Below are 14,375 nucleotides of genomic sequence, written 5' to 3'. Positions count from 1 at the left end.
GGTTACTGCCCCTTCTGCTTGGTGGAAACGAAACCGATATCCAACATGCCCTGGCCCTGCGCAATCCTGGTGATCTCGTTGATCGTGGACATCTTGGTGGTCTTGTCGGCGCGCAGATTGAGGGACGGCTGCGGCGTCTGCTGAGCCGCCGAAGACAGGCGTGACTCCAGCATGTCCTTGGTCACCGGCTCGTCGTTCCAGTAGATCGAACCGTCTTCCTTGACCGCGATGTTGATCGGCGGCGTGCGCTTGGCCAGTTCATCCTGATTGGGGATGAACGTGGTTTCGGGCAACTCCACCTTTACCTTCTGCGACATCAGCGGCGTGGTGATGATGAAGATGATCAGCAGCACCAGCATGACGTCCACCAGGGGCGTCACGTTGATGTCTACCATGGGGCCGCTACCGCCGCCCCCGCTACTGAATGCCATACGGCCTCCGGATACTTCTTGTCGTGGGGTTTTGTTTCGACGCGTTAGCGCACGCGGGCGCCTGTCGCGAAGAAGTCGTGCAGGTCGTGCGCGAAGGTATCGAAGTTGGCGATCGTGGTGGCGTTGATCTTGCTGAAGAAGTTGTAGGCAAACACCGCCGGGATCGCGACGAACAGGCCGATGGCGGTCATGATCAGCGCTTCGCCCACCGGGCCGGCGACAGCGTCGATGCCGGCGCTGCCGGTGGCACCGATGCGGATCAGGGCGCCGTAGATGCCCCACACCGTTCCCAGCAGACCCACGAACGGAGCGGTCGCACCGACGGTGGCCAGCAGGATCATGCCGGACTGGATCTTGGTGCTCTCGCGGGTGACGGCCTGACGCAGGGCCCGGTCGACGAACTCCGAACGGCTCAGGGCCTCGCCGGTGCCGGTACCTTCAGCGCGCTGGTGGTGGGCGGCGGCCTGGGCGGCATCCAGGGCGATCTTGGAAAACGGCTCGTTGCGCGGTTGCTCCTCCATGAAGCGGATGGCGTCCTGGGCGTTTTTGGCCTCCCAGAAGGCCGCGGTCACCCGATCGGCCTGCGAGCGCAGGCGCACGCTCTTGATGATGTTGACGATGGTCCAGTACCAGGACGCGGCGGACATGATGACCAGGGTCAGCAGCACCACCCACGACACCACGAAGGCGCCCGGGTTGCTGGTCATTTCGGAGATCAGGTGGGAGAAGCCCATCTGGTTCAGGGCCGCGGCGGCGTTGGTGCCTCCCGCGGCGGCAACAATCAGAGTTTCCTGCAGCATGACGCTTACCTTTAGTTGGAAATTTGGTGGGGTTAGGTGACGCTCATTGGGTGAAGCAGTCCGGCTCAGCCGCCCATGCTGAAGTCGACCGGGACGCGCACGCGCCCGGCGACACTCTGGCCGCCTGATTTACCGGGATTGAAGCGCCACTTGCGTGCTGCTTCCGTCGCGGCGCGGTCGAGATCGCGGTTGCGGCTGGACTTCTCGACCGAGACGTTGGTGACGTTGCCGTTGGCGTCGACATCGATGATCAGGATCACCGTGCCTTCCACGCCCGCACGGGCAGCGGCCGGCGGATAGCGCGGCGGGTTCATGTTCTTGGAGGAAATGTCCACACTGGCGCCGATGTCCGGGGACGGCGCGGGCGGGGCCGGCGGCGCGGGCGGGGCATAGGTATCCATCGGACGCGGATCGGGCACGTCCACCGGCGGGGCTTCCGGCGGCGGCGGGACCGGCGACGGCTTGGGCGGGGACAGCTCCTTCACCGGCGGCGGCGGGGTCTCCTGCTTGGGCGGCGGCGGCGGGGGCGGCGGCGGGGGCGGGGGCGGGTCGACGATCTGAACCAGCATCTTCTGTTCCTCCTCCTTCTGCGCCGGCGGTGCAACCGCAGGGATCAACAGAAGCAGGAACACCGCCACATGCAGCGCGATGACGAATGCGTAGCCGATGATGCGCGACCAGTTGAGCCCCTGCGGACCCTCCTGCTCCCGATAGCGGTTGATGACGAGTTGTTCAGCCATGCGCCAATGGACTCAATGGAAACGGGGTGCGCGGTCAGGCGCACCGGAATGTCGATTCGATTCGGATTCCCCTGCAGAACCGCAGCGGAATTGCCAGCTTAACCCAATCCTTCATCACGATTCCAGCAGTGATCCACCGCTGTGAAATCGCTTCCAACCGATCACTTGACGCCAATGATCGTTTTCGCGTCCTGCGGTTTCTTTACACCCTTGTCCAGCGCTGCCTGGGCGGCCTTCCTGGCCTCGTCGGTGTGCCCTTCCTGCAGTTGCACCCGGGCCAGATTCAGATAGGTCTCGCCGGTCGGATCCAGGGGCGCCGCCTTCTTCCAGGCTTCGATGGCCTGCGCGATCTGCGGCGGCTCGGAATAGTAGTACGCCTGCGCGAGGATCTGATACACCTCCAGGTTCGGCTTGAGGATGTTCTTGGCCAGGCCGTCGTTGATGACCTCGATGGTCTGCTTTTCGTGCTTGTCCATGTTGCTGTAGGTGGCGTACAGCTGGCGGTATTCCTTTTCGTCGGTCAGCTGGCCCGAGGCGCGCAGCTTGTCCAGGATCGCCGCGGCCTTCTCCGGCTGGTCGTTCTGCGAGTACACCACGGCCAGGTTCATCTGCGCGGTCTTGTCGTTTGGCGCCTTGGCGGCCATGTCCTCGGCCAACCCGAGTGCCTCGGCGGGCTGGTTGTTGGCTTCGTAGCTGGCCATCAGTACCCGGCTCCACTGCGCCTTGGGCTCGGGCGAGGTGGCGATGGCCTGCTTCAGCGGCTCGATCGCCTCGGCGTAGCGCTCGGCCTGGTACAGGGCCTGACCCTTCAGGGCGAGGTCTTCAGGCTTGCTCGACTTGGTCTCGGCCAGATATCTGTCGAGGGTGGCCAGGCCTTCGGCGTACTGTTCGTCCTGCAGCTGCAGCTGGGCCAGCATGTACATGGCCTGGTAGTGGCCGTTGTTGTCCAGCGCATTGAGGTCCAGGACCTGCTTGAGGTAGGCCTTGGCCGCAGCCGGGTCGTCGGTGCTGTAGGCGGCCTGCGAAGCGATCTGCGCGGCCAGCGCCTTGTCGTAGTCGTTGGCGTCGGGGCTGGCGATGATTTCATCGGCCTGGGTGCGTGCGGCGGCCCAGTCCTGGTCGTTGTAGGCCTTGATCAGCTTCTCGGCCCTGGACGCCATCTTGCGAGAGTTCTTGGCCTCCGGCACCTGGCGGGTGGCGTCGGGGAAGAGCACTTCCTGCTTGGTATCGCCGCCTCTCTTGCGTTCTGCGCGCTCACGCGTCTGCTGGGCCGAGGCGTCGACGGCGACCGTGCCGGCGAGCAGGCCGAGGACGGCCAGGGAGAGCAGGGCATGTTTGGGGGTGCGCAACAACATGGATCACCTCTTGCGGAAACGGGGGTCTTGCGTGGGCACGGGGCTGAACAGCAGGCCAATGATGACCGCCGGGAAAACTAGCAGAATAGAATTAACAATGTGTACGGATTTCGTTGCGCGCTCGGCGCAACTGGCCATTAGCGGCAACGCGGCGTGCGGCCTGCAGCGCGCGCGGCCTGCCAGGTCGGCACCAGCGTATCGGCGCGGCTTTGCAGCTCGCGGATGCGGGCGCTTGGATCGGGATGGGTGGACAGCCACTGCGGTGGCCGGCTGCCACCGGCGGCCAGCATGTTCTGCCACAGGTCCACGGCCTGGCGCGGATCGAACCCGGCCTGTGCCATCAGGCGCTGGCCGACCACGTCGGCCTCGCTTTCCTGCGCGCGCGAATTGGGCAGCAGAAAGCCTGCACTGGCGGCGATGCTGCCGCCCTGGGTGACCAGCGAACCGTAGTCGCCGGCCAGCGCGCCCAACAGTTGCAGCGCCTGCGAGGTGCGGACCTGGTTGGTGAGGCGCTCTTCAAAGTGGTGCTCGACGACGTGACCGATTTCATGGGCGATCACCGCGGCCAGCTGATCCTGGGTCCGGGCCACCGGAAACATGCCGGTATTCACTCCGACCTTGCCGCCGGGCAGGGCGAAGGCGTTGGCGTCGCTGTCCTCGAACACCGCCGTTTCCCAGGCGATGCCGCGTGTGGATGCCGGCAGTTGGGCCACCAGCGCGTTGACCACGCAGCGCACGTAGGCGTTCTGTCCGGGATCCCTGCTGATGACTTGTTTTTGCTTGGCCTCGGCGAAGGCTTGGGCGCCGAGCTGATCCAGTTCCTGCTGCGAGACCGCGCCCACATTCTGGCGACGGCCGGTCGAGGAGGTCATGGTGGCGCAACCGGCCAGCAACACGCCGGCGACCAAGCAGCACAACAGCGGGAGGACGAGTCGGGGTCTGGCTTTCATGCGGATCAGTGTTGGCACACATGAACTTTCCGTCAAGCTTCCGCGCTCAGCGGGCAACGCCGAAGACCATCATCAGGCCGAGCGCAAACGCGTTGTTGAGCCCGTGCGCGATGATCGAGGCCCCCAGCGAGCCAGTGCGCCGGTAGACCCACGCAAAGGCGATGCCCATGCAGGTGTAGACCACCCACAGCGGCAGTTGCACGGCCAGTGACTTGTCGCCCACCCATGGCGGTTCGTGCATGAAGGCGAACAGCACCCCACTCAACACCGCGCCCAGCAACGGCCAGCCGTCACGCCAGAGCCTGCCAAACAGCACGCGCCGGAACAGGACTTCTTCGTAGATCGGCGCGACGACCACGGCGAACAGCAGCAGCAGCCCCGGATGCTGGGCCAGCGTGCCGCGCACCAGGGTCATGTTGGTGGGGTCCAGCGATTGGCGCAGGGCCGCGGCGATCTGCGCGACGACCGCGCTGAAGCAGATCACCCCCGCGGCGGTGAACAACGCCAGCAGCCAGGTCGCCGGCATGCGCAGGGCGGCACGCGAGCGGCGGCGTTCATCGCCACGGGGCGGGGCGCGCCAGAGCATGGCCGCCAGCGCCGTGCCGCCCACCCCGAGCACGCTCATGGCGATGGTCGCCAGCGGGCCGGGCTTGCCGACGGCCTGCATGATCGCGCCGGGATCGGCGGTGGGCATGCCCTGCAGCGCCAGCTGCACGCCGCGCCAGAGGCCCCAGGCCAAGGCGCCCGACAGCGAAAGCAGGCCAAACAGCACCGCCACGATCAGCACCTCCAGCGCGAAGCGCGACAACGCCTGGCGCAGCGGCAGTGCTCTTCCCGGCCGGGAAGAGGCTCCCTGCCCGCCGCCGGACTGGACCGGATCGGCTTCCATGCGCGCCAGGCTCAGATGTCCAGGTTGGACACCTTCAGCGCGTTGGCGTCGATGAACTCGCGGCGCGGCTCCACCACATCGCCCATCAGCGTGCTGAAGATCTGGTCGGCGGCCACCGCGTCCTCGATCCGGACCTGGAGCATGCGCCGGGTATCGGGATTAACCGTGGTTTCCCACAGCTGCTCGGGGTTCATTTCGCCCAGGCCCTTGAAGCGCTGGATCTGGCGGCCCTTCTTGGCTTCTTCCAGCAGCCAGGCCTGGGCCTGGGCGAAGCTGGTGATCTCCTGGCTGCGGGCGCCACGCTGGATCCGGGCGCCGTCGCGGACCAGGCCGTGCAGCTGCGCGGCCGCTTCACGCAGCGGGCGCAGTTCGCCGGTTTCGAAGGCCGACAGCGATAGCACCTGGGTCAGTTCCTCGCCCATGTGGTGGCGGGTGGCCAGCAGCGCGGCCGGGCGTGTGTCGGTGGCAGTCTGCAGTTCCAGGGTATAGCGCGGGCTGCCGATGCTGGGGCTGTTGAGCGCGCCTTCCAGGGTGTCCAGCTCCTTGCGCAGGGCCGCAGGGTCCAGGCTGGGCAGGACATCGGTCGGCGCGGCATCGATCATCGCCTCGAGCAGGGCCGGATTGTAGCGATGTGTATTGCGCGCGATCGTATCGCGTGCATTGGCGAACAGGATCAGCAGTTTTTCCAGGACCTCGCCGGAAATGGGCGGCTCGCCGGCGGCCGGGATCAGCGCGGCATTCTCCACCGCGCTGTTGGCCAAGTAGACGTTGAGCGCCGCATCGTCCTTCAGGTACAGCTCCTGCTTGCCCTGCTTGAGCTTGTACAGCGGCGGCAGGCCGATGTAGACGTGGCCGCGCTCGATCAGCTCGGGCATCTGCCGGTAGAAGAAGGTCAGCAGCAGGGTGCGGATGTGCGAGCCGTCCACGTCGGCGTCGGTCATGATGATGATGCGGTGGTAGCGCAGCTTGTCCGGGTTGTACTCATCGCGGCCGATGCCGGTGCCCAGCGCGGTGATCAGGGTGCCGACCTGGTCGGAGGCGAGCATGCGATCGAAACGGGCGCGTTCGACGTTGAGGATCTTGCCCCGCAGCGGTAGGACCGCCTGGTTCTTGCGGTTGCGGCCCTGCTTGGCCGAGCCGCCGGCCGAGTCGCCCTCGACGATGAACAGCTCAGACAGCGCCGGATCCTTTTCCTGGCAGTCGGCCAGCTTGCCGGGCAGCCCGGCGATGTCCAGTGCGCCCTTGCGGCGGGTGAGGTCTCTTGCCTTGCGCGCGGCCTCGCGGGCACGGGCGGCGTCGACGATCTTGCCGGTGATCGCCTTGGCCTCGTTCGGATGCTCCTGCAGGAACTCCTGCAGGCGCGCGCCGAAGGCGTTCTCCACGGCCTGGCGCACCTCGGAGCTGACCAGCTTCTCCTTGGTTTGCGAGGAGAAGCTGGGGTCGGGCACCTTGACCGACAGCACCGCGATCATGCCTTCGCGCATGTCATCGCCGGTCAGAGCAACCTTGGCTTGCTTGGCAATGCCGTTTTGCTCGATGTAGTTGCTCAGCACCCGGGTCAGGGCGGCGCGGAAGCCGGCCAGGTGGGTGCCGCCGTCCTTCTGCGGGATGTTGTTGGTGAAGCAGTACATCGTTTCCTGGTAGGCGTCGGTCCACTGCAGGGCCACGTCGACCACGATGTTGTTGTATTCACCCACGGTGGAGATCACGTGCGGGTGCAGGGGATTCTTGGCCTTGGCCAGGTGCTCGACGAAGCTGGCGATACCGCCTTCGTAGTGGAAGTCGTCGCGGCGGCCTTCGCCGCGTTCGTCGGCCAGCACGATCTTGACGCCGGAGTTGAGGAAGGACAGCTCGCGCAGGCGCCGGGCCAGGATGTCGTAGTGGAACTCGACATTGCCATGGAAGGCGGTGACCGAGGGCCAGAATTGCAGGGTGGTGCCACGCTTGGTGCTGGCACCGAGCTGCCTGAGCGGGGCGAGCGCGACGCCATGGCTGAATTCCTGCTGATAGTGGAATCCGCCCTGGAAGATATCCAGCAGCAGCTTCTCCGACAGTGCATTGACCACGCTGACGCCGACGCCGTGCAGGCCGCCGGAAACCTTGTAGCTGTTGTCGTCGAACTTGCCGCCGGCGTGCAGGATGGTCATCACCACCTCGGCGGCGGAGACCTCGCGGCCGAGCTTGGCGCTCATTTGCGCGTGCCTGCCGACCGGGATGCCGCGGCCATTGTCCGAGACCGACACCGAACCATCGGCATGGATGGTCACCACCACGCTGTCGGCATGGCCGGCCAGGGCCTCATCGATCGAGTTGTCGACCACCTCAAAGACCATGTGATGCAGGCCGGTGCCATCGTGCACGTCACCGATGTACATGCCCGGACGCTTGCGCACGGCCTCCAGGCCTTCGAGGGCGGTGATGCTGTTGGCGTCGTAGGTGCCGGTCTGGCCGGCGGTTGCCGGGGGGGTCTGTTCGGTCATTCGGTGTCGATCGCCTGCACGGCCGGGGGCGCGCGACGAGAGGATTCGCGCAGGCCGCCGACGCTTGATAAGGAAGCATGAATTGTACCACCGCGACCGGTGCGGCCTCCTTGGGGCCCAGTCGCGCGGTTCAGCGGCCGACGATGGTGTCGTGTTCCACGTGAAACCACGCCAGCGGCACAGCTTCCAGTGCTGCCGGCATTTCAGTACCGGTGACCAGGACCTGGGCGCCGGACTGGATCACCCGAGCCAACACACTGGCCTGGTGACGGCGGTCCAGCTCGGAGGCCAGGTCATCCAGGGCCAGCACCGGCCACTCCCCACGCTGGGCCGCATAGTCCTGGGCCTGGGCCAGCAGACAGGACAGCGCGGTCAGCTTGGCCTGGCCACGAGACAATGTTTCGCGCTGGGGCAGGGCGCTGAAATCGACCCGCCAATCTGCCCGATGCGGGCCCACGCCGGTGTGGCCGAACTGGCGGTCGCGCTCCCGCGACACCAGCAGCGCATCGGCCAGCGACAGCGCCTGGCGACGCCAGCCCGGCGCAAATTCCAGTTGCGCCCGGCCCAGCATCGGCACCAGCGCGTTGGCAACGTCCTGGACCTGGCCTTGCAGCCGGTCCAGGTACGCCTGCCGGTGCGCGGTCACCGCTTCGCCGGCGTCCGCCAACTCGACGTCCCAGGCATCGAGCTGTTTCCCGCCGCCGCCGGACTTGAGCAGGGCGTTGCGCTGCTTCAGCGCCCGGTTGTAGCGGCGCCAGACCGGGAGGAAATCCTGTTCCACGTGAAACAGGCCCCAGTCCAGAAAGCGCCGCCGTGGCTCGCCGCTGCCGGTCACCAGTGCATGGCTGCCCGGCTCGAAGCTCACCACCGCCAGCGCCGCACACAGCTCACCGAGCTGACCGACGTTGCGGCCATCCAGGCGGCCGCTCCATTCCTGCCCGCTGTGGCGCAGACCCGCACGGCGGATCCGGTCATCCTGGCCTTCGCGCCACTCCACGAAGACCTCGACGGCCTGCGAACCGGTTCGGATCAATCCATCGCGCACGCGCCCGCGAAAACTGCGGCCCCAGGCCATCAGGTGCAGGGCTTCGAGCAGGCTGGTCTTGCCGGCCCCGTTGTCGCCGGTGATCAGGTTCAGGCCGGGCTTCGGGGCAAGTTCAACCTGCGCGAACCTGCGCAAGCCGCCCACGGCCAGTCGGGTCACGTGCATCGCTTCGCGTTCGCTAATGACAACGCCCGGATCGGTCCGGGCGTTGTCTGGGTTTCACGTGGAACAGCCACCAATGCATCACAGCCGAAGCGGCATCACCACGTGGCGGCAACGCTCACTGCTGGCCTCTCGCACCAGGGCCGATGAATTGGCATCGCGCAGCTGGATCACGATGTGCTCGTCACGCAAGGCAGACAAGGCGTCCAGTAGGTAATTGACGTTGAAGCCGATCGCCAGCCCGTCAGCCTTGGTGTCGGCCTCGATTTCCTCCTGGGCTTCTTCCTGCTCCGGGTTATGGGCGCTGATCTTCATCTGCCCGGGCGAAAGTTCCACGCGCACGCCGCGGTATTTCTCGTTGGACAGGATCGCGGCGCGCTGCAGGGCCGCACGCAGCACTTCCCGGTCCAGCTTGACCTCGATGTCCGCGCCGATCGGGATCACCGCTTCGTAATCGGGGAAGCGGCCGTCGATCAGCTTGGAGGTAAAGGTCACATCGTCGCGCTTGACCCGGATGTGGCTGCGGCCGAGCTCCAGCTCCAGCAGGCGCTCGCCGCCCTCGAGCAGGCGCTGCAGCTCGGTGACGCCCTTGCGCGGCACGATGATCTGGCGCTTGGTCAGGCTGGTGCCAGTGTCCAGGCCCGATTCGCACAGCGCCAGGCGGTGGCCATCGGTGGCCACGCAGCGCAGCGCCGAATCGCGCAGGTCAAACAGCAAGCCGTTGAGGTAATAGCGCACGTCCTGCTGGGCCATGGCGAAGGAGGTACGTTCGATCAGTTCCTTCAGCGCGGCCTCGGGCACGGTGACCCGCTCGCTGGCTTCGACTTCATCGACCGACGGGAAATCGTTGGCCGGCAGGGTGGCCAGGGTGAAGCGGCTGCGCCCGGCGGCGACGCTGACCTTGTCCCCGCTCTGACTGACCGTGATCCGGCTGCCGTCGGGCAGGGCGCGCACGATCTCGAACAGCTTGCGGGCCGGGATCGTGGTCTCCCCGTCCTGGGCGTCCTCGACCGCGCTGCGCGCAATCATTTCCACTTCCAGGTCCGTGCCGGTCAGGGACAACTGGCCGTTGTGCACCTGGACCAGGAAATTGGCCAGCACGGGGAGCGTCTGGCGACGTTCCACCACGTTGACCACTTGCGCCAGGGGTTTGAGGAAAGCTTCTCGCTGCAGGCTGAAACGCATCGTGTATGTCCCGGTGCTCTATGTTTTTAGAAGTGTATAAATCTTTAAAACTGGTGGTGATGGTTGCCGCCATTACGCGGGAAAGCACCTGTAACCATTTGATATTGCGATATTTTTAGTGGTTAAAACCCGGTGTACAGGTGCACCGCGCCTGCCGGGGAAACCTGTGGACAGTTTTGCCGCAGGATTTGATCCACCCCTTGTCCACAGCTTCAAGACCCTTCGGCCCACCGGTTGTTCACCCCTCGGGCCGACCTTGTACAGCATAGCCACCTGACCCGGCCCGCGGGCGCGTGTTCACTCACTCAGCTTGCGGATCAGCTTGTCCCAGTCTTCCTTCAGCTTGCCGTCCGATTCCATCAGGGTCCGGATCTGCCGGCAGGCATGCAGCACGGTGGTGTGGTCGCGGCCGGCAAAGGCATCGCCGATCTCCGGCAGGCTGTGCTCGGTCAGTTCCTTGGTCAGGGCCATGGCCATCTGCCGCGGACGCGCCAGCGAACGGGTGCGGCGCTTGGACAGCAGGTCCTTGATCTGCAGGCCGTAGTAATCGGCCACGGTCTTCTGGATGTTGGGGATGCCGATGGCCTGCTGCTGGGCGCGCAGCAGGTCGCGCAGGGTTTCCTGGGCGAACTCGGGGGTGATCGCCTTGCCCAGGAAGTTGGCGCGCGCGGCCAGGGTGTTGAGCGCCCCTTCCAGGTCGCGCACGTTGGAGCGCATCTTCTTGGCCAGCAGGAAGGCCACATCGTCCGGGATGTGGGTCCCGCGCTCGGCCGCCTTGGCCAGCACGATCGCCGCGCGGGTCTCGAAATCGGGCGGGTCGATGGCCACCGACAGGCCCCAGGCCAGGCGCGACTTCAGCCGCGGCTCCAGGCCCTCGACCTCGCGCGGATAGCGGTCGCAGGTCAGGATGATCTGCTGGCGGCCGTCGAACAGCGCGTTGAAGGTGTGGAAGAACTCTTCCTGGGTGCGGTCCTTGCCGGCGAAGAACTGGATGTCGTCGATCAACAGCGCCTCGACCTGCTGGAAGCGACGCTTGAACTGGTCCATGGTCCGGTCGATCAGCGCCTTGGTCATGGCGCTGAAGAACTGTTCCGAACGCAGGTACAGCACGCGTGCGGCCGGGTTCTGCCGGCGCAGCTCGTTGCCGGCGGCGAACATCAGGTGGGTCTTGCCCAGGCCGGTGCTGCCGTACAGCAGCAGCGGATTGTGCGAACGCTCGCCCGGCTTCTGCGCCGCCTGCCAGGCCGCGGCGCGTCCGAGCTGGTTGCTGCGGCCCTCGACGAAGTTGTCGAAGGTGTAGTGGGTATCCAGGTTGCCGGCGAACGGCTCGGTCGGCGCGGTGGCGGTGGTGCCCAGCGAGGCCGGCGCGGCGCCAGCCACAGGCGCGGCCGTCCTGGCGCGCGAGCCGACCGCCAGCGAGACCTGGTCCAGCCCGGCGTAGTGGTCCAGCAGCTCGCGAATGCGTGGCAGGTAGCGCTCGCGCACCTGGTCGACGATGAAGGCATTGGGCGCGTACAGCACGACCGCGTCGGGACGTTGTTCGGCCTGCAGCGGCTTGAGCCAGGTATGGACATCTTCAGCCGGCAATTCGGCTTCCAGGCGTTCTAGGCAGCGGGGCCAGGCATCCATTTGCGAGATCGATCATCCGGCCGGCGCAGGCGTGGCAACAACCTGCGTGGCACAAGCGAAAAAGGGGCCGCGCAGGTTACCACGATGCACCGGCGGCCCACCGCCCATCCACAGCCTGGTCCACACCCTGCCCTTGACGCAGCAAACCGGCGCCCCGTAGAATTTCCGGTTCTTTCCACGCATACGCCTTAGAGTGCCCCATGGCCACCAAGCGCACCTACCAGCCCAGCAATCTCAAGCGCAAGCGCGACCACGGTTTTCGTGCACGCATGAAGACCGCTGACGGCCGCAAGATCCTCGCCCGCCGTCGCGCCAAGGGCCGCAAGACGCTCTGCGCCTGATGCCGGGGCCGCGCCCGGTGCGCGGCTCTGACATTGCCATGCGTCTGCACCCCAAGCCCGCGCCCGGCAACGGTGCGGGCTTTGTCGTGCCATGAGCTCTGAATTTCCCCGCAGGACCTTCCCCCGTGCGGCCCGGGTGCGCACCTCGGCCGAGTACGCCCGGGTGTTCGCCACCGCACGCCGGACCGCGGCGCCGATGCTGGCCCTGCATTACGCGGCTGGCGGCGACGGGGCGCGGCTGGGTCTGGCGGTGTCACGCAAGGTCGACAAGCACGCCGTCGGCCGCAACCGCATCAAGCGGACCTTGCGCGAGCAGTTCCGCGCCCTGCGCGCGCAGCTGGAGCCGGGCGACTACGTGCTGGTCGCCCGCCCACCGGCGGCCGCCGCTTCGTCCACGCAGCTGCGCCAGGCCTTCTGCGGGCTGCTGGTGCGCGCCGGCGCGTTGCCCCCTCCGGATGCGGGCGGCACAATGCGCCCCGCGCCTTCGAGCCCTCCCTCCTCCCTTTCCACGCCGGACCCGACCACCGGCTGAGACTGCCTGCCTGATGAACCAGACCCGTGTTTTCCTGATCTTCGCCTGGCTGATGGTGGCGACCTTGTTGTGGATGGAGTGGGGCAAGTGGACCAGCGCCCAGGACCAACCCGCCACTGCGGTTGCGACCGCGCCGGGCACCACATCCGACCAGGGCAATGGCGTGCCCAGCACCGAGGGCCTGACCATTCCGTCGGCCAACGTGGCCGAGCAGACCACCGCGCCGGCCCATGCGGCGGCCGCCGCGCCGGCGACGCAGGGCACCCAGGTCACCGTCAGTACCGACACGCTCAAGCTGGTGATTGACGGCAGCAAGGTCCTGCGCGCCCAGTTGCTGCAGTACCCGCAGAGCCGTGATCCCGGCGCCCCACCGGTCGAGCTGTTCAAGGACGACCCGGCCCAGCGCTACACCGCCGCGGTGGCCTGGATTGCCCAGAGCGGCGCGGCCCCGGACCAGAGCTCGGTCTTTCGCCCGATGCAGCCGCAGCGCGATTACAGTCTGGGCGCCGACCAGGACAGCCTGAGCATCCCGTTCGTGTGGGAAGGCAATGGCGTGCGCATCGTGCGCACCTTCACCGTCAGGCGCGGCCAGTACCTGGTAGGCGTGTCCGACCAGGTCACCAACACCGGCCAGGCACCGTGGCGCGGGGTGGTCTATCGCCAACTCGAACGCGTGCCGCCGCCGCCGGTCAAGGGCGGCTTCACCAATCCGCATGCCTTCAGCCTGGTCGGTGCCGCCTGGCGCACCGCCAGCGGCGCCTATGAACGACGCAAGTTCGACGAGGACTACCTGGAAGGGGGCAAGCTCAACCAGGATGCCACCGGCGGCTGGGCGGCGATGCTGGAGCACCACTTCCTCAGCGCCTGGGTGCCCGATCCGACGCAGCCGACCAAGGTTTCGCTGGACCAGCGCGTGGTCGATGGCACCCCGCGGTACCTGATCAGCCAGACCGGTCCGGCCGTGAGCGTGGCACCAGGCCAGACCAGCACCGTCCAGGCGCGCCTGTGGGTTGGCCCGAAGCTGGTCAGGGCGATCCAGGCCTCGGGCATTCCGGGCCTGGACAGCGCGGTGGACTACAGCCGGTTCGCGCCGCTGGCGGTGATCGGCTCGGGCCTGTTCTGGATCCTGAGCCATCTGCACGACCTGCTGGGTAACTGGGGCTGGTCGATCATCGGCCTGGTGGTGGTGATCAAGCTGGTGCTGTTCCCGCTGTCCTCGGCCCAGTACAAGTCGATGGCCAAGCTGCGCCGCTTCCAGCCGCGCATGGCGCAGCTGAAGGAGCGCTATGGCGATGACCGCGCCAAGTTGCAGCAGGCGATGATGGAGCTGTACAAGAAGGAGAAGATCAATCCGATGGGTGGCTGCCTGCCCACGCTGATCCAGATGCCGATCTTCCTGTGCCTGTACTGGGTGCTCAACGAATCGGTGGAGTTGCGCCAGGCGCCGTGGATCCTGTGGATCCAGGACCTGACCGCGCGCGATCCGTACTTCGTCCTGCCGCTGCTCAACGTGGCGGTGATGTTCCTGACCCAGCGGCTGACGCCCAACCCGGGCATGGACCCGACCCAGGCCAGGATGATGCAGCTTATGCCGCTGATCTTCGGCGCGACCATGGCCTTCTTCCCGTCCGGCCTGGTGCTGTACTGGGTCACCAACGGCGGCCTGAGCCTGCTGCAGCAGTGGTGGATGGGCCGCATCCACGGCCAGCCGGTGCTGGCCAGGCCCGAGACCGATGGCAAGGGCCACACCAAGGACGACCTCAAGACCAAGGGCAAGTAAGCCGGGCGGCAATTCCGGACCTGACCAGGATCGCGTCGACCCTGGACCGAACGCCT

13 protein-coding genes are annotated in these 14,375 nt (G+C 66.6%); 3 read left to right on the top strand and 10 right to left on the bottom strand.

The genetic code is table 11. From position 1 onward, the window contains the following. Nucleotides 1-2 precede the first annotated feature (2 nt). The 10 genes from D9R12_RS13220 to dnaA form a co-directional block, all read right to left on the bottom strand. Complete coding sequence (locus D9R12_RS13220; RefSeq protein ID WP_043290232.1) at nt 3-431, bottom strand: ExbD/TolR family protein; 429 nt, start codon at nt 429-431, stop codon at nt 3-5. Nucleotides 432-475: 44 nt separating this feature from the next. After that, the gene (gene exbB, locus D9R12_RS13215) at nt 476-1,231 is read right to left on the bottom strand and encodes a TonB-system energizer ExbB (RefSeq protein ID WP_014159037.1); all 756 of its coding nucleotides are present in this window, start codon (nt 1,229-1,231) and stop codon (nt 476-478) included. Nucleotides 1,232-1,296: 65 nt separating this feature from the next. Continuing rightward, complete coding sequence (locus D9R12_RS13210) at nt 1,297-1,971, bottom strand: energy transducer TonB (protein WP_122231131.1); 675 nt, start codon at nt 1,969-1,971, stop codon at nt 1,297-1,299. A gap of 161 nt (nt 1,972-2,132) precedes the next feature. Continuing rightward, the gene (locus tag D9R12_RS13205; protein ID WP_122231128.1) at nt 2,133-3,326 is read right to left on the bottom strand and encodes a heme biosynthesis protein HemY; all 1,194 of its coding nucleotides are present in this window, start codon (nt 3,324-3,326) and stop codon (nt 2,133-2,135) included. 137 nt (nt 3,327-3,463) lie between these two features. Further along, nucleotides 3,464-4,276: a M48 family metallopeptidase gene (locus D9R12_RS13200; RefSeq protein ID WP_122231126.1), complete on the bottom strand. Its 813-nt coding sequence runs from the start codon at nt 4,274-4,276 to the stop codon at nt 3,464-3,466. Between the two features lie 46 nt (nt 4,277-4,322). Next, nucleotides 4,323-5,165 carry a CPBP family intramembrane glutamic endopeptidase gene (locus D9R12_RS13195; protein WP_122231124.1) on the bottom strand — a complete coding sequence of 281 codons (843 nt, stop codon included), beginning with the start codon at nt 5,163-5,165 and terminating at the stop codon, nt 4,323-4,325. Nucleotides 5,166-5,176: 11 nt separating this feature from the next. Continuing rightward, nucleotides 5,177-7,645 carry a DNA topoisomerase (ATP-hydrolyzing) subunit B gene (gyrB, locus tag D9R12_RS13190; protein ID WP_122231122.1) on the bottom strand — a complete coding sequence of 823 codons (2,469 nt, stop codon included), beginning with the start codon at nt 7,643-7,645 and terminating at the stop codon, nt 5,177-5,179. 130 nt (nt 7,646-7,775) lie between these two features. Further along, on the bottom strand, nt 7,776-8,855 hold the full coding sequence (gene recF, locus D9R12_RS13185) for a DNA replication/repair protein RecF (RefSeq protein ID WP_122231120.1): 1,080 nt from the start codon (nt 8,853-8,855) through the stop codon (nt 7,776-7,778). A gap of 78 nt (nt 8,856-8,933) precedes the next feature. Next, nucleotides 8,934-10,037, bottom strand: a complete 1,104-nt coding sequence (gene dnaN, locus D9R12_RS13180) for a DNA polymerase III subunit beta (protein ID WP_122231118.1) — start codon at nt 10,035-10,037, stop codon at nt 8,934-8,936. A 297-nt stretch (nt 10,038-10,334) separates the two neighbouring features. Beyond that, the gene (gene dnaA, locus D9R12_RS13175; RefSeq protein WP_122231116.1) at nt 10,335-11,666 is read right to left on the bottom strand and encodes a chromosomal replication initiator protein DnaA; all 1,332 of its coding nucleotides are present in this window, start codon (nt 11,664-11,666) and stop codon (nt 10,335-10,337) included. 200 nt (nt 11,667-11,866) lie between these two features. Between dnaA and rpmH the strand changes: the two genes are divergently transcribed. The 3 genes from rpmH to yidC all read left to right on the top strand — a co-directional run bounded on the left by rpmH (nt 11,867) and on the right by yidC (nt 14,319). Next, nucleotides 11,867-12,007 carry a 50S ribosomal protein L34 gene (gene rpmH, locus D9R12_RS13170; RefSeq protein WP_014162171.1) on the top strand — a complete coding sequence of 47 codons (141 nt, stop codon included), beginning with the start codon at nt 11,867-11,869 and terminating at the stop codon, nt 12,005-12,007. Nucleotides 12,008-12,098: 91 nt separating this feature from the next. After that, on the top strand, nt 12,099-12,539 hold the full coding sequence (rnpA, locus tag D9R12_RS13165) for a ribonuclease P protein component (RefSeq protein ID WP_043290795.1): 441 nt from the start codon (nt 12,099-12,101) through the stop codon (nt 12,537-12,539). A gap of 13 nt (nt 12,540-12,552) precedes the next feature. Further along, entirely contained in the window at nt 12,553-14,319 is a 1,767-nt protein-coding gene (yidC, locus tag D9R12_RS13160; RefSeq protein WP_122231115.1) for a membrane protein insertase YidC, read from the top strand. Nucleotides 14,320-14,375 lie beyond the last annotated feature (56 nt).

Source organism: Pseudoxanthomonas spadix (assembly GCF_003703395.1).
Classification (GTDB): Bacteria; Pseudomonadota; Gammaproteobacteria; order Xanthomonadales; family Xanthomonadaceae; genus Pseudoxanthomonas_A; species Pseudoxanthomonas_A spadix.
The sequence above is the reverse complement of the archived record's forward strand: the minus strand, read 5'-3'. Positions and strand labels throughout refer to the sequence as shown.